The organism is Caballeronia sp. GAWG1-1 (assembly GCF_023631465.1).
GTDB lineage: Bacteria > Pseudomonadota > Gammaproteobacteria > Burkholderiales > Burkholderiaceae > Caballeronia.
In genome coordinates this window covers 1-20,762 of sequence record NZ_JALQDB010000065.1, presented here as the reverse complement: position 1 = coordinate 20,762, position 20,762 = coordinate 1, and the positions used below count along the sequence as shown (strand labels likewise).

The 20,762-nt window shown below is 62.5% G+C and carries 11 protein-coding genes and 1 pseudogene; 11 read left to right on the top strand and 1 reads right to left on the bottom strand.

All coding sequences use genetic code 11. The annotated features are described in order from the left end of the window. The first annotated feature begins 131 nt into the window (after positions 1–131). From NCT03_RS32630 to NCT03_RS32600, 7 genes are all read left to right on the top strand, one after another. Positions 132–1,709 carry a type VI secretion system Vgr family protein gene (locus tag NCT03_RS32630; RefSeq protein WP_250469935.1) on the top strand — a complete coding sequence of 526 codons (1,578 nt, stop codon included), beginning with the start codon at positions 132–134 and terminating at the stop codon, positions 1,707–1,709. A gap of 78 nt (positions 1,710–1,787) precedes the next feature. Continuing rightward, positions 1,788–2,831: a hypothetical protein gene (locus NCT03_RS32625; RefSeq protein WP_250469934.1), complete on the top strand. Its 1,044-nt coding sequence runs from the start codon at positions 1,788–1,790 to the stop codon at positions 2,829–2,831. A 13-nt stretch (positions 2,832–2,844) separates the two neighbouring features. After that, on the top strand, positions 2,845–5,562 hold the full coding sequence (locus tag NCT03_RS32620; protein WP_250495426.1) for a DUF2169 family type VI secretion system accessory protein: 2,718 nt from the start codon (positions 2,845–2,847) through the stop codon (positions 5,560–5,562). Further along, positions 5,559–6,599, top strand: a complete 1,041-nt coding sequence (locus NCT03_RS32615) for a pentapeptide repeat-containing protein (protein WP_250495425.1) — start codon at positions 5,559–5,561, stop codon at positions 6,597–6,599. The genes NCT03_RS32620 and NCT03_RS32615 overlap by 4 nt, the downstream gene beginning before the upstream one ends. A 23-nt stretch (positions 6,600–6,622) precedes the next feature. Beyond that, positions 6,623–7,324 carry a DUF3540 domain-containing protein gene (locus NCT03_RS32610; protein WP_250495424.1) on the top strand — a complete coding sequence of 234 codons (702 nt, stop codon included), beginning with the start codon at positions 6,623–6,625 and terminating at the stop codon, positions 7,322–7,324. A 56-nt stretch (positions 7,325–7,380) separates the two neighbouring features. Further along, complete coding sequence (locus NCT03_RS32605) at positions 7,381–7,773, top strand: DUF4150 domain-containing protein (protein ID WP_244831876.1); 393 nt, start codon at positions 7,381–7,383, stop codon at positions 7,771–7,773. 41 nt (positions 7,774–7,814) lie between these two features. Then, positions 7,815–8,927: a serine hydrolase domain-containing protein gene (locus NCT03_RS32600; protein WP_250469930.1), complete on the top strand. Its 1,113-nt coding sequence runs from the start codon at positions 7,815–7,817 to the stop codon at positions 8,925–8,927. A gap of 50 nt (positions 8,928–8,977) precedes the next feature. Here the strand turns inward: NCT03_RS32600 and NCT03_RS32595 are convergent, their stop codons facing one another. Further along, a complete protein-coding gene (locus NCT03_RS32595; RefSeq protein ID WP_284503567.1) occupies positions 8,978–10,969 on the bottom strand; it encodes a hypothetical protein in 1,992 nt (663 codons plus the stop codon). Positions 10,970–11,544: 575 nt separating this feature from the next. On the opposite strand from NCT03_RS32595, the gene NCT03_RS32590 reads away from it, so the two are divergent. From NCT03_RS32590 to NCT03_RS32575, 4 genes and pseudogenes are all read left to right on the top strand, one after another. Continuing rightward, positions 11,545–14,322, top strand: coding sequence for a type VI secretion system Vgr family protein (locus tag NCT03_RS32590; RefSeq protein ID WP_250495422.1), 2,778 nt, complete (start codon positions 11,545–11,547; stop codon positions 14,320–14,322). A gap of 46 nt (positions 14,323–14,368) precedes the next feature. Then, complete coding sequence (locus tag NCT03_RS32585) at positions 14,369–19,237, top strand: RHS repeat-associated core domain-containing protein (protein WP_250495421.1); 4,869 nt, start codon at positions 14,369–14,371, stop codon at positions 19,235–19,237. Positions 19,238–19,486: 249 nt separating this feature from the next. Beyond that, positions 19,487–19,830: pseudogene (locus NCT03_RS32580) on the top strand (colicin E3/pyocin S6 family cytotoxin). Positions 19,831–20,072: 242 nt separating this feature from the next. Then, a complete protein-coding gene (locus tag NCT03_RS32575; protein ID WP_250495420.1) occupies positions 20,073–20,333 on the top strand; it encodes a PAAR domain-containing protein in 261 nt (86 codons plus the stop codon). The last annotated feature ends 429 nt before the right edge of the window (positions 20,334–20,762 follow it).

Genomic DNA, 20,762 nt, shown 5'->3' with positions numbered 1-20,762 from the left:
ACACCGGGGCCCTGCGGCGCCGCCGGCAAGCACCGCCTATTATGGGGGGCGGCCCCCCAGGGGGGCCCCCCCCCCCCCCCCCCCCGCCCCCCCCCCGCCCCGCTCCTCGCTTGAACGGCAGATAAAACGCCATGACTTCGCTCTCCGCACGACTCGCCAACAATCAGCGCTTCAGCTTCGTCTCCGATGCTTACGCGGCCGACACGTTCTCGGTGGTGCGCATGCACGGGCGCGAGGCGATCTCGCAACTCTTTCGCTTCGAAGTGACGCTCGTCGCCGACGACGCCGCCATCGATCTGACGAAGATGTTGCAGAACAACGCGACCTTCAGCATCGGCGCACCCGATGACAGTTCGCGCACCACGCCATATTCCGGCATGCTCGCCGAATTCGACCAGTTGCATCATGCGGGCGGCTACACGTTTTATCGCGCGGTGCTCGTGCCGCGTGCGTGGCGGCTTACGCTTACGCGCACCTGCGAGGTCTATCTGAACGAGCAGACCATCCCGCAGATTCTGGGCGGCGTGTTGCGCGACGCGCAGCTCACGGGCAACGCCGTCGATCTGAAGCTGACGGGCGAGTATCGTCCGCGCAGCTATGTGTGCCAGTTCCAGGAAAGCCACTTCGACTTCGTGTCGCGCTGGATGGAAAAGGAAGGCATGTACTACTACTTCGCGCAGAGCGGCGAGGCGGACACGTTGACCATCGTCGATGACCGCGCCATGCACGCCGCCGATGCGCTGCCGGTCAACTACCGCCCCGCCGACGAGCTGGATACGGGCGTCGCGCCGGACTCGGTGCAGAGCTTCGTGTGCCGCACGAAGCCGCTGCCCGCGAAGGTGGTGCTGCAGGACTACAACTATCGCAAGGCGTCGTTGCCGCTCGTCGCGCAGGCGGATGTATCCGCGCAAGGTTTCGGCGAAGCGATGTTCTACGGCGACAACTTCCGCGACGCCGACGAAGGCACGCGTTACGCGAAGCTGCGCGCAGAGGGGATTCTTTGCGGCGGCGTCCGATTTCATGGCCAGGCCACGGCGGTGGGATTGCGCAGCGGCTATTTCATGCAGATGTCGCATCACTATCGCGATGACTTCAACGGCCGCTATCTCGTGACCGAGATCACGCATGAAGGATCGCAGGCGGGCGCGCTGCTCGCGGGCATCAAGACGCCGTTTAGCGAAAACGGCGCGGCGCGTGAAGAGATCATCTACCGCAACTCGTTTTCGGCGATCAAGGCGGACGTTCAGTATCGCGCGCCGCGCGACACGGCGCGGCCGACTATCGCGGGCACGCTGAACGCGACCGTCGATGCGGAGGGCAGCGGCGAATATGCCGAGCTCGACGAATACGGACAGTACACGGTGCAGTTGCCGTTCGACCGCACGGACAAGGCGGCGGCGAAAGGCTCGGCGCGCGTTCGCATGGCGACGCCTTATTCCGGCGATGGACACGGCATGCATTTTCCGCTGCTGAAGGGCGCGGAGGTGTTGCTTGCATTCAGCGACGGCGATCCGGATCAGCCGGTGATTGTCGGGACGGTGCCGAATTCGGTGAATTCGAGTGTGGTGAATCAGGGGAACCCGGCGATGAATCGAATGGTGACGAAGGGTGGAAACATCCTGGAGATGTCAGATAAGGATGGTGGCCAGACGATCCATCTTTTTTCGCCGAACGGCGCGACACATATTTTTATCGGCGCGCGCGACTAAGGCGCGATAGGCACGCGTTTCCATGTTCCTTTCATTGCATCGACAGCCACGCATCTGCGCTTTCAGGAGATAACAGTCATGAGCTTCACTCAGTTCACACTGGAAGACGTCAACACGATGACGGTCGGAACCACCAACAACCTCGCGGTCGGGGAAGTCAACTCCGCGTTTTGTACCGGCCAAACCGCACTCACAGCAACGACCAACAATTCGGTGACGCTCGGCACATATCTGGCTGCAGTGCTCGGCAACAACGTCACATGGACTTATGGGACCACGCTGGGCATGCAGGACGGTGCAACGGTCGATTTTAGCGACTCCACCTCCACGCAGGCACAAGGAACCGTAGCCCTCAAGGGCGGCATTCATCCTCTCGGCATGTCCGCACTCGCCATCCTCAAGGCCGCGATGACGGCGACCAAGGCGCTGATCGGCGTGACTGTCGCGATTAATCTCGTGTACGGCACCGCGCTCGGTGTGCTCGACGCCACCGACGTCAGCAAGGACAAGGTGAAACAGCAAGCGGCCGAGGCCGCGTCCATAGGCGTGAGCAATGCGCTGCTCACCGCGCTCCTGGTCGTCGTCGTCAAGCGACTCTCGACACTGTGCGAGGCGCTGCGCCAGACATCGACCCTGACCTTGGGACAGACCGGCGTGTCGCTCGGAACGGACTTTCTGCCAGCTTCCCAGAGCACGCTCGGAATGTCGCTTGCAGAAACCACGCTGACACGAACCACGCCGGCCGGCCAGAGTTCCATCTCATTGACGAATGCCACTGCGGGGTTCAAGCGCGTAGGCATCGACACAGGCTCGCTGAATTTCAGCGACGGCGCTTCGTCGCTCGACTTCACCGGACCAGCAGGCGCATCTTCGTTGCTGATGGGCCCGGACCAGGCAACCCTGCGCGGCGGCGACAGCAGCGTGCTCGTTACGCCCGCTACGTTGACGGCGCAGGTCGGCGCGAGCGCTCTGAACATGACACCCGAAGATTTTCTCGTCGAGTCGTCGGGTTGCACACTCAACATGGCTCAGGAAGTGTTCGTCGCGTCCGCGCCCGGCGCCATGATGCTAATCAGCCCCGAGGCGATCGAGGCCGATTCCGCATTCATCAAGCTCGGCTAGGCGACGAACGATCATGAAAATCCTCAAACCAGATACCGCCGGACTCGTCTATCGCACGTTGCGTTTCAACGAGCGCGATCTACTTTCCATGGGGGTGCTCGTGATGTTCGCTCTCGATGCGCCGCACGATGGACCGCCACGTCTCGCCTCCGAACCGGACTTGTGGAAGGCAGGCGCCGGCGCGACGGGAGACGGCCCGCTCGATGCCGGCTTCCCGAAGCCATGCGGCGAATGGCTCGCTTATGGCGCAGCCCACGCGCCGGCAGGCACGACCGCGACACTCGTCGAAACGACCGTGCAAGTAGGCGCTTCGCGAAAATCGCTCTTTGTCTATGGCGATCGCCGCTTCGGCCCGCTCGGAACGATCTCGGCCCCCGAGCCTTTCCACCGCATGCCGCTCGATGCCACGCGCGCGTTCGGCGGTCCTGAACACGCCGCCAATCCCGCCGGGCGCGGCGCGGTGTTCGCCGGCGACTCGGACCGCATGTTACCTAACGTCGAGACGCCGGACGCGCTGATCGCCTCGCCCAGCGATGTCCGCGAACCCGCCGGATATTGGGCATTGCCCGCCACGTCGCCGCAACGGACCGCGTTGCTCGGCGCCTTCGATGACGACTGGCTCGCAAAGCAATGGCCGCATCTTCCGGCTGACACCCGGACCGATTACTTTTGCACGGCGCCGCACGACCAGCGTATCGCGGGATTCTGGCAAGGCGACGAGCGCATTGTTGTCGATTACATGCATCCCGATCAGCCGCATCTGGCGGCGCGCCTTCCGGCACTCAGGGCGCGCTGCTTCGTGACCCGTCGTATTGCTGGCGATATGCGCTTCGAGGAGTGCGCCGCGCGCCCGGAAACCGTCTGGATCCTGCCGGAGATCGGACAGGGCATCGTGTTATATCGCGCGGTTGCAGCGCTCGGCGATGAAGACGCGGACGACATCGCGCAGTTGATGGTCGACTTCGAGAGCATGACAAGCGCACCGTTACCCGCCGAATACTATCGAGATCGCCTGCAAGCGCGGCTCAGTCTGACGCCTCCCGTGCCAGCCGCCGCAAGTGCGTCGCCCGCCCCTGCGGCGGCCGTCGCCACCCCGCCTGCCCTGAAAGCACCCGATGCACCTGATGCACCCGCCGTAGCGGGACCGAGCGATCCGGCTGCGTTCGCCGAACTCGAATCGCTCACCGCGCAGATCGAATCGACGACTCAGAATCTGTTGTCGAAGCACGGCATGCAAGCAAGCGAGCTCGAAGCACACTTACCGCAAGCGGGCATGCCGCCGTTCGACATCAAGTCGGGTGGCGATGCGGCATCCATGCAGCGTGACCTTCAATCGCTGACGCAAACGCTAGAAAGCAGCGCCGCTGATCTGATGAAGCGCTACGAACTCACGCCAGCCGATGTCGAGAAACTAACCGCGCCCGTGCTCGGCGCGAACGGCGCCAGCGCTCCCGCCGACGCGGCGACGCTCGCCGGGCAGTTGCGCGCAGCGTTCGCGCAGACTCAACAGGCGCTCGCGGCGCGCGGCAGTTCGATCACCGGTCTTGCCGCACAGGTCACCGACCCTGAGACGGTCGCCGCACTGAACGAAGCGGCGAGCATCGACTTCGAGAGCATCGTGGGCGCGCTTTCGACCCTTGGCGCATCTCCGACCGCTGCTGCGCCCGCGACGCAACCGCCTGCGAGCGCCGTGCTCGGAGCGCCGCAGCCGTCTCTACCGCTACGGCTGAATCGCGACGATGTGATAGCGCGCGCCGCGGCTGGTCATTCGCTCGCCAGCCTGAATCTGAGCGGCCTCGATTTGTCAGGCGCGATGCTCGAGCGCGCCGACTTGCGCCTCGCCGTGCTCAACGACGTCCGTCTCACTGGCGCGCGGCTCTCCGGCACCGATCTGTCGGGCGCGATGCTCGCTGGCGCCGATCTCGTCGGGGCGCAACTGCACGACGCGAAGCTCGACAACGTCAGCGCCCGCAACGCCAACTTCGGCGGTGCGCAGTTGCAACGCGCGTCTCTAAGTGCGAGTGACTTCGCGGACGCGGACTTTTCGGCGGCGAATCTGGAGGGCGCGCAACTCGCCCGCGCCATCTTCAGCAACGCGAAGATGATGGGCGTGAAGGCGTCCAGATGCGGCGCGGCGAAAGCTAGTTTTTCGCGCGCGGTCCTCGCGGGCGCCGACTTCACCGGGGCAAATCTCGCGAACGCGGTATTCGATCATGCGTCAATCGCGGGCGCCAGTTTCGTCGATGCGGACTGCTCCGTTCTCCGTCTGTTCGGCACCCAGGGCGCGGGCGCGCGTTTCGACAACGCCAACCTCTCGCAATCGCGCGCGGGCCTCGCCGCAAACCTCAGCGGCGCGAGTTTCGTGGGCGCGCGGCTGAACGCGGCCGTATGGCTCGACATTGACATATCTCAGGCAAACTTCGACCAAAGCGCGCTCGATCACGTGAATTTCAGCGGCGTCATAGCCCGTGGCGCGCGCTTCGTCAACGCGCGCGCGGTGTCTATCCGTCTGTCCAAGGCCGATTTGAGCGGTGCCGATTTCAGCCGCGCCAACCTGATGAACGCCAACTTGCGACGCGCCCGCCTCGACGGCGTGCGCTTCGTCTCGAGCAATCTTTACGGTGCGCAATGCTACGGATCAACGATCGGCAACAGCGTGCTCGACGGCGCCAACGTGGATCGCACGCTGCTGCAGATTCCCGGCCGCGTGGAAGGTGAGGTGCGCTTATGAGCGCGCTTCCCGAACTCGTGCCGGGCGCGGCGCTGTCCAGAACCAGCCTGGCGGGCGCGGACCTCGCCGGGCGCGACCTAAGCGGCTGTCTGCTGGAGGGCGTCGATTTGCGCGGCGCCGACCTTTCGCGCACGAAGCTGAATGGGGCGCGCATCCGCCAATGCGATCTTTCGGGTGCGAATCTGAATGCCAGCGTTCTCGATGGTTCCCAATGGCACAACACGCAAGTTGCCGGTGCGAGTCTGCGTGAGACGCAAGCCACACGGGTGTTCTTTACGCGTGTCGGCTTCGGACGCACCGACTTTACGAGCGCGCAAATCGAGCGCGCGATGTTCGACGGCTGCGATTTGAGCGCCGCGACCTTCGCCGGCGCTCGCGTCTATCGCAGCGATGCGCTTGCCTGCAAGTTCGACGGCGCCGACTTCACCGACGCCGATCTCACGCGCTTTACGGCCCGCGACGCCGCGCTCGCGCGGGTAACGTTCTTGCGCACTGAACTCGTACAAGCTTTCTTTCTGAACGGCGATCTTGCCGGCCAGCGCTTCGACCAATGCAACCTCCATCAGTGCCAGTTCACGAATGCGAACCTTTCCGGCTCCGATTTCACCGGTGCAGAGCTCGTGCAGACGCGTTTTGATCGCGCGAAGCTCAACGCGGCGCGCTTTGCGGGCGCATCCGGCCGATACGCGCGCTTTGCGCAAGCCGACTTGTCCGGTGCCGATCTGACCGATGCCGAATTCGTCGTGGCCGATTTCAGCGGCGCGACGCTGACCGGGTCGCGCTGCGACGGCGCGAGTTGGACGCAGGCGGTCTTCACGCGCGCCATCTGGCAACGTTCGACGTTGACGGCGGCACGCTTCACGGACTGCGATCTGTCACACGTCGATCTGACGGAATCCGATTGCGCACGCGCGGATTTCGGCAATGCCGACTTCCATGCGCTGATCGACTCGCATACGCATTGGGCGGGCGCGTCGCGCAACCACACACGTCCCACCGATCCAGTTCGGCTGCGCGCCGAAACCTGGGGTGTTTGACTTCTACTGTCTTGGAGCACGACATGGATACGCTGCCACTTACCCCTAACGACGTTCCCGCCGGCTGCCCGCCAGCAGTCAGCACGACCCTGCGTGCCGCCACGGTGACCGGTCGCGCAGGACCATGGTTTTTGCTCGACAGTCACGCCGAGCGTGCCTTGCAGGCTCAAAGCTGTCTGCTCGAACCGCAAGCGGGCGATCTCGTCCTGGTCTGCGGCGCGTTGCCCGCACAGGCTGCAGCCGACGGCGTGACGGCAACGACCACGGTGCCGTATCTCCTCGCGGTGCTGACCCGTGCCCAACCCGACGCCGGCACCATGATGCTGCCGGGCGGCGCAAGGATCGAATCCGCCGACGGCGACTTGCGGCTTTGTGCCACGCGTATCGCGCTGAACGGCGAGGAGGCCGTCGATGCCAGCACGCGCGCGTTCTCGCTCGACGCGGTTTCGACAGCGGTCACGAGCCACCAGGCCAGCGCGCGCATAGCGTCGCTCGACGCGGGTATCGAACGTCTTACGCTAGTCGCGCGCCATTTTCTCTCGACCGTCGGACGTGCCATCTTCCGTGCAAACGACAGTTCGCGATGGATTGAGGGTAACGACGAATTGCGTGCGGGCACGGCTCGCTGGCGCGTAAGCGGCGACGCGCACTTGCACACTCGCCACACGACCCTCGTCTCCGACGAGATGACGCGCATCGACGGCTCGAAGATAGAACTGGGCTGAGGCCCGGCCCCAGTCGACAAGACGCGACGAGACAATCGCACAAACGGAGGTATGCCGTGTTTGCAGTGACCATAGCTGCTGGCGAGATGATCGCCGAACCCGATGTCTGCCAAGTGCCGACGCCCGCTGGACCGGTACCGACGCCGTTTCCGAATATCGCCATGCCCATGATGGGCACGCCGCCGGCCGAGACCGTGCTGATCTGCGGAGCGCCCGCACTCAATCTCGGCTCAGAGATTCCGTTGACCAATGGCGATCAGGCCGGCGTGGCAGGCGGCGTGGCCTCGGGCACGATCATGGGCCCGGCGCGCTTCACCGAGGGCAGCATGAAGGTAATGGTGGCCGGCAATCCCGCCGTTCGGCTTACTTCGCCGACGACGCAAAATCAAAGTAACGCCATCGGCGTCGTACTGGTGCCGAGCCAGCCTACCGTGATGATCATGAGCTGACCCCACGAGCCAAACCGCCTCAAGCAACCACAACAACGACCATGCGCCACACCGCCCTCGCCCTTCTCCTCATCGCCTGCGCCACGCTTCCCGCCGCGGCCCAGCAACCCGCCGACGACAGCGCCGCCATCCGGCAAGTCGTCGATACCTACTTGCAGCCGCTGCTCTCGTCGCATCAGGCGGCGGGGGCGATCGTCGGCGTGTCGCTGCACGGCAAGCGTTACTACTACGCATACGGCTCGGCCAACGACAACGGCGCGCCCTTCACGGCCGATAGCATCGTCGAGATCGGCTCGTGCACGAAAGTCTTCACGACCACGCTCTTCGCGCTCGCCATCGGCCGGCATCAGATCGCTCCGGATTCGTCGATACAGCGCTACATGCCCAACGGCGTCACGCTGCAAAGCGCCGCGCAGAACGTCACGCCGATGCAGCTCGCCGACTTCACTTCCGGCATGCCCGACAATCCGCCCGACGCACCGCGCAATCTGCGTTATCGCGGTATCGACCACTACACATCGGCGGACTTCTTTCGCTGGGTATCGTCGTGGTCGCCGGACGGTCCCTTGCCCCGTCCCTACATGTATTCGAACGCAGGCGTCGGCGTGCTCGGCGTGACGCTCGTGCAGGCAACGGGGCGCGCGTGGGCCGATCAGCTATCGACGGACATCCTGCAACCGCTCGGCATGACGAGTTCGTTCTCGGGACCAGTCGACGTGCCGGGGCGCACGGCCGAAGGGCATCTTCGAGACGGGCAGCGCGCGCCGCAATGGCCGCTCTACGCGTGGTACGCGGCAGGCGCCATGCGCTCCACCGCCGCCGACATGTTGCGCTTCGGCGAGGCCAATCTCGGACACGGTGAAATAGACGGACGTCCGGTGCCCGCCGAACTGATCTCGGCGATGCACGCGGCTCAAGCGCCGCGCTACACGTTGCCGAACGGCATCGCGCAGCAAGGCATGGCGTGGGTCACGAACAATGGCAACGGCTCGCCCGGCTTGCATCCGGAAATTCTGAAGAACGGTGGAACGGCGGGATTCAGCTCGGTGATTCTCGTGAATCCGCACAAAGACGCGGCGATTTTTATCGCGGTCAATCAGGGCGAGACGCCGCCCGCGCCAGTGGCGATTGCCATCGGACGGCATCTGCCTTGATGCGAAGCGCCGGAGTGGCGCATCGCATCACGCGTTTCTTTTCGGCGCTTTTACTTCGGAATACCCACGCGCTCGCACGTCGGCAAGCCGTTTTTCGGCACCTGGGTGTAGTGCATGATGTAGCCGTTCGCGAGCCCTTGCTTCGAGGCGAGCACGATCTGTCCCAACTGAGTCTTCGAGGCCAGCGTGGCCTTAGTCGGCTGCTGTTCGATGATCAGATTCTTGAGATCGGGATTCGCGCGCGCCGCGTCCTGACCGATGATCCGCCGGACATCCGACACGCTCGACCGATACCAGCCAATGAACGGGCGATACGAAGGCCCCGCATAGTGGCTGTCGATGATCATCCACGGATCGAGTTTGTCGAGCGCCTCCAGCACGTTGTCGTTCTGGAGGATGGACGCAAGATCGCCGCCAAGACGCGAACCTGGCTCGCCGATATGCGCCGGATCGTAGCGCCAGGCATCCGGTCCATTGCGCAAATCGGACCACTTCTTGCCGGTCCAGGTCACGACGTGCGTGAGGCCAATGGTGCTCGTCGGCGTAAAGGGAACCATCTTGCCTTTGACGATCGGCGACGCGGTGATATAGAGCAAGTCGCCCGGTAGCAGATACTGCGACGTGGTGTCGAAGTTGCCGCTGTTGATATCGAGCAGAACGCCCGCTTGCTTCGGTCCCGCCCAATCAGGCGTGCTGGTTGCGCCCGCGGGCGTCATGCACGCCTGCGTGGTCACGCCGGTTTCGACTTCCGTACTGCCCGTGAGCCCCGCGAAGTTGTAGACCCAAGACGTGAAGTCCGAGCAATCCACGCCATGCCACATGACTTCAGCAGGCTTGTAAGCCGGCGTGTTCGTGGCGGTGACACCGCTCGCCTGGATCTGCTGCGAACCGGTCGCGCTGCGTTGACCGGTGCAGGTCATGCCGTACTTTGGCGTCTTGGCGCCGCTCGCGCTCGCGGCCGCACCCGACGTGCTGCCCGCCGACGAATTGCGGTACTTCGGATCGGTTCCGCCCGAATCGTCCGGCGGCAGCCAGCCCGGCACATGATGATGGCAATAGTTGATGTCCTGATCGACCCAGAAGTTTTCCACCGCCATCACGAGTTCGCGATAAAACGTGTCGGTATCGGTGCATCCTGCAGGCGCCTTGATCGCGCCGTACTGAGCGGCGAGCGGCCCCCAGCTACTGGCGGTCAGATAGGTCGCCCAATTGGTCTTGGTAAGACCGCCGGTGAGCTTTGCCTGAACGTCGTTCTGACGGCCCGCGAAGATCGCGGCGTTGTCCCTGAGCAATGCGATGCGGTCGCCGCAAGTGGCCGCGCTGCCAATAGCCGTTTGCGCCGCGCCTGGCACAACCGGCGCGAACTGCGCCATCGACGTAATGCCCGAGCGGTTGCCCGCGCTGCCCGCATAGGTCGCGGCGCCTTGCGTGATCGTGCAGTTGCCGCCCGAGGGCGCGGCGACGGTGCCGTCATCGGCGATATCGCCCGAGCCTGCGTGACAGGACGCGAGCGTATCGCCATTGGCTGCCTGTGCGACGATGTTCTGCGTGCTGGTATCGATGGAAGAACCATCCGTCGTGCGGCTCTGCGATTCGGCGCCGAGCGCGAGACTCATCTTGGCGCCATCCGTGACCGTTCCGGTCGTGCCTGCGGTGACGAGCGTCGGCGTGGTCTGCTGGACGTCGATGTCGCCCGCGAACGCGTTCACGCGCGCGACTGCGGCGTTGATGTTGTCGGCGCTGAGGCCGCCGGCCGCGCGTGCATCGGCGACGATTGCGTTCGAATACGCCGAGACGACCATCTGCGAAGGCGCGTTGAGATACACGGCGTCGATTTCGGTGGAAAGGCTCGTATTGGTGCCGGTCGCTTCTTCCTGATAGCTGCCGCCCGTTACGCGCACGAAGAGCGGATAGTGCAGGCTGCCCTTGAGCGCGAAGGTGCCGTCGTTGTTGGTCGTGGCAGTGGCGAGCGGCTTGTCGGAGACGGTGCCGTCGGCGGCGAGTTGATACACCGCCACCGCTGCGTTCGCAACGGGACCCATGTACACACCACCTGAAGTGGACGGCGACGAGCTGCCGCCGCCGCATGCGGCGAGAGCGAGCGAGAGCGCGGCGCTTGCCGCGACAGTAAGAAGAACGGGCTTCACGATAACCTTGCAGAAAGGGAACTGGGCACCACGAAGACTGGCGCGTGACTGATGCCTTTACGGCATGTCACTAGCGTAGGTGAAGGCCGTCAACGGCAAATGGCCGATAAGCCTTACAAACCACGTCCATTTCCGAAGATTGAAGCGGTTAAGTGAAAGCGGTGCAAAGGGCGTTCGTCAATGGGCGAACGCCTGGGCGAAGGGGTTTGAACGGTGTCTCTTGTAGAAGCTGCTGGCGACGACGCATTCACGAAGCCCCAAGAAGATACGTACTCGCACCAGTTGTGTGTGAGCAATCGACGCTGCTAAATTCCTGATGATCGGCTCATCTAATCGATTGTCACATTCTGTTGTCGTGCTTTCAGAACAACTGCGCGTGTCGTAGCCTGTTCGGCTCTTCAACCCTCATGGCGTAGGAGATCGTCAGGCGTTACGGCCAGTCATCGTCCTGCGTCGCACGGAAGACTTGAATGGAAGCACAAGCCAAGCCCACCGGCGCACTCGCGCGCTGGATCACCGGGCGTCAATCGTACTTTCTCAAAGTCGGCGGCGCGCCCGAGACGGATAACTTATCCATTTTCTCAGTCCATGCCGTCGAGCGGCTCGGCGAGCCCTACCGCATTACGCTCGAACTCACCGCCAAGACCGAACTCGCGCGCGCGGACTATCTCGGCAAGCGCGCCAAGTTCACGATCGAGCCGCCCGCCGATAGTGGCGAGCCACGCATCTTCGACGGCTGCGTGACGCGCTTTACGCGGACCCGCAAGACTCGCGATTTCACTGCTTACCGCCTCATTGTCGAATCGACGCTGGCGCGTCTGAATCTCACCCAGGCGACGCGCATCTATCAAGACATGTCCGCGCCCGAGATCGTCATTGCAATACTCGAGCGTCACCAGTTTCTGCCGCACCAATACTCGCTCAAGCTGCGCAAGTCGTTCCCCAAGCTCGCGTTTCACATGCAGTATCAGATGTCCGACTGGGCATTTTTGCATCTGGTCATGCAGCAGGCCGGACTGTTTTGCTACACGCGCACCAGCAAGTTTGGCGAGGTGGTGCAGTTTGCCGATGACGTGGATGGCTACGTTTATCGCCCAGACGTCACTGTCCCTTATCGTGAGATCTCGGGGCTTCTGTCGGCTCAAGAGGCGATCTATCAGCTCGAGGCGCATAGCCAGCAGATACCGGCATCGGTACGGGTCGCGAATTACAACCCCGCGCTCGCGTGGGAACGGCTCGCCGCCGATATCAACCTCGCGCTCGGCGATCAGACCACTTACGGCGAAACCTATACCTACGGCACTCACCACCTCGATGCGGCAAGCGCACAGTGGGAAGCGCGTTTGCGCCATGAGGCGGCGCTCTCGCAGCAAATCAGGTTCGACGGCAAAAGCACCAACCACGACCTGCATGCCGGGCTCGTGGTGCGGGTTGACGAGACGTTGCCGGACGCGCCGCATGGCTTGCTGATGACCGAGGTCATTCACGAAGCAAGCCGCGAGCGGGATTACTTCAACTCGTTCAAGGCGATTCCGTGCGACCGGCCTTATCGTCTACCGCTTGACGAAGCGAACTGGCCCAAGATCGCCGGCACGCTCTCGGCGCGCATTACCACGCGCAGTGAAACAGAGTACGCCCAGCCCAATGCGCAAGGCCATTACACGGTGCGCTTTGACTTCGACTTCGATGACTGGCCGCAAGGTGGCGAAAGCGTACCGCTACGCTTGGCCAAGCCGTTCGCCGGGGCGAACCAGACGGGCTTTCACTTTCCGCTGTTGCGCGAGACGGAGGCCGGTGTCGCGTTTATCGGAGGCGACCCCCGGTTCCCCTACATCGCCCATGTCCATCATCACAGTCAGGCAACCGACCTCGTGATCGGGCGCGACGGCTGGGACACGCGCAACGTCATGCGCACAAGCAGCAATAACAAGCTCAGGCTGGAAGACGAACGCGGCAAGGAAGGCATCAAGCTCTCGACCGAGTACGGCGGCAAGACCCAGTTGAACATGGGCTATCTGGTCGATTCCGAGAGAAAGAAGCGCGGCGAGGGATTCGAACTGCGCTCGGACGATTGGGGTTCGTTGCGCGGCGGCAAGGGTCTGTTCCTGAGCGCTGACAAACAGCCGCGTGCAGGCGCTCAGGCGCTCGATATGTCGGCCGCGCTCGCGCAATTGCAGTCAGCACAAGCGCGCATGCAAAGTCTTTCCGAAGCGGTCAAGAAGGCACAAGCCGTGGTCGCCGACTGCGAGGCACAGAAGACGCTTCTTGAAACGCAACTCAAGGACTTGCAGCAGGCGGTCCTGCTGGCGTCGGCTCCGCATGGTGTGGCGCTCACGAGCGGCGAGCACATGCAGTTCTCGGCGGCCGGGCATCTATTCACCACCACGGGCGGCAATGCAGACGCGGCGATCGGCGGCAATTACACGGTCGCGGCGGGCAATGCGGTGTCGCTCTTCGCGAACACGCAGGGCGTCAAAGTCACCGCCGCGGAAGGCAAGGTGGACGTGCAGGCGCAAGGCGATGCACTTAATCTCGCCGCGCTCAAGGGCGTGACGATCGCAAGCACCGAGGACGCCATCACGCTCACCGCCAAGACCGCACTGACGCTCTACTGCGGTGGCTCATACGTCAAGCTGACCAATACGGGCGTGGAGATAGGCAGCCCCCATGACATCCTGCTGAAGGGGCCGATGCGTATCGGCAAGTCGGCAACCAAACAGAACGCGTTGCCGTTGATGCCCAAGCAGGAGCCGGTCGGCATGCAGTTATGGCACGCCTATCCCAACGGCCAGCCAGTGAAGAACGCATGGTATCGGGTTGGCTTCCCGGACGGTTCGTCGCGCACAGGAAAGCTCGATGAAAACGGGCGCGGGATGCTGACTGACGTCCCGCGCGGGGGCGGTCATATCCAGTACTTCGAGGATGGATACGGCTTGCAAAGCGACAAGCGCAAGTGGGCGCAGCCGAAGAACGCGCCGCAAACACCGACGGACCCGAGCACGCCTGGTGAGACTGAAGCCGCACCGCCAAGCTTGACGGGCGCGGCCATGGCGAGCGCCACGCAGGCGCTGACTCAGGCAGCAGCTCCGCCAGCGCTTCAAGCGCTCGCCTCGCAGGTGCCCGCCTTGGCGCGTGCCGCCGTCTCGGGCGGCGCAAGCGCGGCGGCGCAGACGGCCGTTCGCACTGCGGCGAGTTCGGCAGAGCACGCGCCGATGCCGAGTCTTGCCAAGTCGCTGACTTCGACCTGACCCGCCGCCCAACCTCATAGTCAACACAACAACAACGAACAGAAACATGGCAGCAACGGACACACCCGCAGCACCCGCCCCGCGTCAAATACCGCAAGGCATTAAACAGAACGCTGAAGAACGGCGGCGCATCAGTTACGACATCACGCCCGCGAATCCCGCGCCGAAGACGACGCCGAACCTGACGCAGTTGGGCATCGAATCGGTCGAGAATCACAGCCACGAGATATTCGTTCAGTGCCTCTACATGTTGCCGGTGGTCGGCAACGCGATGTCGCTGTACGACGTCGGGACCGACATCTATGGCATTTGCAGCAGCGCCGAGAAGGCCAGTAGCCTGACGAGCTGGGGCATTCTCGCCATTGACGCTATCGGCGTGATTCCGGCGGCGGGCAATGCCAGCCGGCCGATGCGCGCGGTCGTCAAGGAAGTCCTCCTTGCCTTTGCCAAGGGCGCGGCGGCCTCCGTGCTGGTTGACCTGTTCTGGGCGACGGCGGGCGGCGACGCGGTCGCGTTCATGGAGAAACTCGATCAGAAGCTCACGCAGTGGCGCGAAGAAATCTCGCGCGGCATCTCCGACGCATCGCGCATGGTGCGCCGCTTTGTCGAGAATCCGGTCTCGGCGGCTGAACAAATGGGCCGCATCAAGCACAACGAGGGCTTTTTGTCGTGGGTCCCGTCCGGGGAGACCATCGCGCTGCACGGCATCGATCAGTTGCTGAAGGTATCCGGCCAGCGCACGACCATTCTTAAGTGGCTCGATGAGTTCGACCGCAATCGCGACGCCATGCTCAGGCGCGCGTTCGGCGATGCGGCGACGGCGGGTTCGTTAATCTTCATGGCCGCGCAGATCGTCGAGGAGATCAAGTTCCGCAAGGCACGCAGCACGCCATCGCATGTTGCGCACGCCGCCCCCGGCACGATGCACGAACCGCACGTCAAGCCCGGCACGCATACCGAGCACACGCAGAAAGGAGCGAAGGCGAGCGACGTGCCCGCTAAGGACGGCTGCGGCTGCCCCGTTACCAAGACCGGCAAACCCGTCGACCTCGTGATGGGCGACGAGAACCTCGAACAAACCGACTTTGCGCTCGACGGCGTCGCCCCGATCGTGTGGACGAGGCGCTATCGGTCAAGCCTTGCCGCTTACGATGACAGCGCGCTCGGCGCACGCTGGACGAGTCCGTATCACCTCTCGCTCGAACAGCGCGACGGCGTGCTTACGTTCTTCGACCCGGACGCGCGCGCCGTGCCCTTGCCGAAAGTTGCGATCGGCGATTCGGTCGAGGTGCCGACGGAACAGTTGACGGTGAGCCGTCCAGATGCGCGCAGCGTGGAGCTTGCCTATGCGGACGGATCGCGCGAACGTTACGAACAGAGCCGCACCCTTGCCGGTTCACGTTATCGGCTTATCTCTCGCATAGGCCGCGATGGCCTCGGTCTGACCTTGTCCTACAACTCTAAGGACGAACTGACGGGCATGACGGACGGCGCGGAGAACACGATCCGCATCGACTACGAGAACGGGCGCGTCGCGGTTATCTACCGGATCGGGTTGCTTGGGAGCGCGGACGAAGCAATCGCCCGCTATGCCTATAGTCCCGAGGGCGACCTGACCGAGCACCGCGACGTGCTCGGCTACGCGCGCAAGTACGTCTATCAGCATCACCTGCTCACGCGCTATACCGACTTCAACGGCAACCCGGCCAACCTCGAATGGGACGCCCATGGCGCAGACGCGCACACGTCCGCGCAAGCGCGCTGCGTGCGCACATGGATTGCCAAGGACGAGGTGATCGACCGGGAGATAAATATCCATGAGCTCGCACCGAAGCAAGACACGCGTTTCGAGTACCACCGCGAGCACTGGTACACCAAGGTCACGGACGGCGAGGGCAACAGCACGATTCACCGCTACGACCAACATAACCGTATCGTGCTGGTCGAGCATCCCGATGGCACGAGTGAATCGTTTAACTGGAGCGAGAACAACCAGCTCACCAGCATGAAGAACGCGCTGGGGCAAATTCAGCGCTTCGAGTATGACGGTCAGGGGCGCGTCACGGCCGTGACCGACGCGCTCTCGATGACCACGCGCACCGAGTACAGCGCCGCTGGTCTGCCGGTCAAAGTAACCGACGCCATCGGCGACGTGACGACAACCGATTATGACGCGCTCGGGCGGCCCCTGTCCGTCACCGATCCGGCCGACCGCACCACGCAATACGCTTGGAACAGCAAGGGGCGCCTGACCGCGCTGACCGACCCCAAGGGCGGCGTGAAGCAGTTCAGCTATGACGCTGCGGGACGGCTGACCCAAGCGACGGACTGTTCGAACAACGCGACGCATTACGGCTACGACGAACGCGGCTATCTCTCACACATAACCGACGCCGAAGGCCATGAAACCCGCTACCGGCGTGACGCGCGCGGGCAGATCAAGACCATCACACGCGCCGATGGTGTCGAGGAACAGTTTCGCTGGGACGGCAACGGCAACCTCGTTGCTTACCGCGATGGCGCGGGCGTTGAAACGCTGTATTGGTACGACGCGCTAAATCAGTTGAGCGTGCGCCAAACCGACGTGAAAGGCGACGATTGGGGCCGCGTCGCGTACCGTTACGACAAGCAGGGGCGGCTAACCACGCTGAACAACGAGAACCACGAATCTACCGAGTTTCGTTATGACGCGCTTGGTCAGGTCATCGAGCAGACGGGGTTCGACGGGCGCAGCGTCGCCTATGCATGGGACGATGCCGGGCGGCTGGCGGCATCGACTGAAGCCGGCGTCGAGACGCGTTACGAGCGCGACCCGATCGGACGGCTCACCGCGCGCACGATCGGCAAGCAAGCGACCGAGAGTTTTTACTACGACGCGCGCGGGCGGCTCGCGACCGCCACGGCCGCTGGCAGCACGACCCGCCTGCATTACGACGACGCGAACAACCTGATCGCCGAAGAGCAGCACGTTCGCCCGTATTACCGGGGCCAGTATTCGACCGTCACGCGCCACGAATACGACGTGCTCGGCAATCGCACGAAGACCATCCTGCCGAATACACGCTCCATCGACTGGCTGCATTATGGCTCGGGCCACGTCCACGGCGTCATGCTCGACGGCAAGCCGCTGATGGATTTCGAGCGCGACAAGCTGCATCGGGAAATCAAGCGCACGCACCGCAGCTTCACGCAGGCGCGCCAGTACGATCCGGTCGGACGGCTCGCACAGATGTCGGTGCGTCATGTGAGTTCGGTGAATTTGCTCGATGTGCTGGCCGAGCGCACCTATGGGTACGGCACGGCGGGCAACCTGACGCGCATCGAGGACCATGTGCGCGGGGTGACCGATTACACCTACGATCCGGTAGGCCGGCTGCTCAAGTCGGCGACGCCCGACCTGACCGAAATCTTTGCGTTCGATCCGGCGGGCAATCCGGTCGATGCCGACAAGGTTCCACCGCGCCCGGCGATCGAGACGGCCGAAGCGCGTGCCGCGCGCCATGCCCGGGAGGATGAAGAAGACGCGGCATTGACACGCGCCGGCCGAAGCGCGCCGATGCGCTGGCGCAGCTCGGAGGACACGAGCAACTTCGGGGCGTGGTGGAGGTCGCTGCCCAAGTGCATCGGCAACGTACTGAGGGAATTGGACTCGACGAGCTACGACTACGACGAGCGCGGCAATCTGATCACGAAATCGGGCGGCGCTCACGCGCCGTGGCGATACCGATATGACGAACAGAACCGGCTAATAGAGGCCAGCCGCTATGCGCGACCGCCCGCGCCGTGGGAACGCAGCCACCATGCGCCACGGGACGACAGCGCGCCCAAGCCCGAACTCGTGGTTCGGTTCTCCTACGACGCGTTTGGCCGGCGCATTGCCAAGGAACTCCAGCACGCAAGCGGCCCCGCCGAACTGACGGTCTTCACGTGGGATGGCGACGTGCTCCTGATGGAAGAGCGCTTCGAGGCGTTGGCGCGTGAACGCGGCTTCGAGCGCAGATCGGAGAATGCGCGGTACGCGATGGTGCGGGAGGATGCGCAGGACGCGTACTCGCTACCCGTCGCGCAGCGCATGCACACGCTCGACGCGGAGTACCAGTGGACGCGCGCCTCGCTCTATCTGCATGAGCCGGGGACGTTCGTGCCGCTGGCGCGGCTCGATGAGAAGCTGGTCGAACCGGCGTTCCTCGCCACCGGCACGGACGGGCGTTTCATGCAGGTGCCCGCGAAGTCGAAGCATGCGACGGTGTTCTATCAGAACGACCATCTGGGCACGCCGCAGGAGTTGCTCGATGAGTCTGGCAAGGTGGTTTGGCTTGCGCGCTATAAGGCGTGGGGCGGCCGAAAGGGTGCGCCCTACGGCAAGGAAGACCCGGCTGAGACGGATAACGCGATCCGGTTTCAGGGGCAGTATGTCGATGAAGAGACGGGGCTGCACTACAATCGAAACCGTTACTACGATCCGGCGACGGGACGGTTCATTAGCAAGGACCCGATTGGGTTGGCGGGCGGGATTAACGTCTATCAATATGCGCCGAACCCGATTGAGTGGGTTGATCCGTTAGGCTTGTTGAAGCTGAGTTACGACAAGAGTTCAAAAACTTGGGGCACGCCGGGCGGTTTGGACTATGGTCAAGGATCAGTTCATGGAAACCGTGTGAAGCATGTTCTGGATCACGAATCATCGAATACGAACAAGCCCAGACATTCTGTCTTCTGCACAGGTAAGCGCGGCAGTTCACTGGATCTCGTTGACGAAGCATGGCAACAACGAGGCGCGCCAACTCCAAGTGGTCTGAACGACGTGTACGAAGTTGCTATGGGTCGGACAGTCGGCACGCAGGGGGAAAGCACCATGAGAATCGTTACGAAGACCGGTACGAACCAAGTCGTTACCGCCTATCCAGTTAAATAGGGTTAGACATGTTGTGTCCTACATGTGGTGAATATGGGGATTTGGTATATATTGCCGTGAAAAGTACAGGCAAGAAAGTTATAGCTTGTACTGAATGTGATTCGCTTTGGGAAGGTGATGATCCAAAGAAGATCACGGCTGATAGCGCGACAGATGTAACTTCGTATCTAATTGCGCATAGGCTTACCCCGAGTTGGGATGAGTTTGAAATTCTCGGTAGGGTTGAGAGATAAACAAAGGGCCGCATGAATGCGGCCCTTTGTTTTATTCGGCAGTAGTAGTGAGTTACGCTTACACGCCATCCCTGTGCAATGGACCGACCCGCTGGAACTCAGCAACAATTTCGTTTCAGCTCCGAAAGAGCCCGGCTTTCCGGACGCTATTCGAGTAAAACCGAAAACGCCTGCTCGCGGCGGCGGTGGGCTTCTGATGCGATGGAAGCTCTCGGATGGACGCATCTGTAAATGGGATTCCCACATGGAGAGGTAGAAATGTACAGCAAGCGCGGCAAGCATCTGGGTCCGTTTGATCCGGAAACGGGTGAGCCGATTTCTGGAAAAGCTGCCGATTCTACAAGGTTGATTGAACCATGAATGACGGTCAACTACGTCGTTACATCTCGGTATTCGGAACAGACGGTGAGTCGTTCGTAGTGAGATGTCATTCTCATCTCTACCAAGCTTGGAACGGCTTCAGATGGTGTTCAATGTACCAAGCGATAACGCGATGTATGACTTTTTTTATTGATTCGGGTATAGCAGAATGCTGAAGCCGCTTCTTACGACGAGACTCGACCTAGATCGATACGCATATTTTATTAAATGAGAGGACCGAAATGACATCAATTGCATGCATAGGCGACAGCACCACCCACGGCGGCCGCATCATCACCGGATCAGACACGATGGACATCGACGGACGCAAAGGCGCGCGCGTGGGCGATCTCGTGTCATGTCCCGAACACGGCGTCAATCCGATCATTCAAGGCTCGGACATGCTAACCGACACCAACGGCAAACACGTTGCGCTGGATGGCCATCTCACAGCGTGCGGTAGTCGAATAATTGCCTTGGGCGATCATGGCTCGATTGATTGACTAGCTCTGATCGTGAGATCACGCGCTCGGGAAGGTACGAGCAGACCGGATTTTACGTGCGCAACATCAACTATTTCTGCGGGACGATGCCGGCCGGCTGGCGGCATCGACGGAAGCTGGTGTCGAGACACGCTACGAGCGCGACCCAAAGGAACGCTCAGTGCTCGCAAGGTCGGCAAGCAGGCCCCAGAAGATTGCCACTACGACTCACGACCGCCAAAACTTATGGAAGCCGATAAGTCTGCATCCACGACCGATAGACCCGAGCGACTTCATGGCACCAAGTAGCCGTTGTCACGCTCATGCTAACGGCGGAATCACGTCGAACGTATTAATTGCGATCGGGGCAAGAGGGACTGTCAGATTTTTTGTGTTTGAGGCAGTTAAGGCAACCCGCTTTTCAGCGGGTAGCGGTTTGAGGATCTTTCA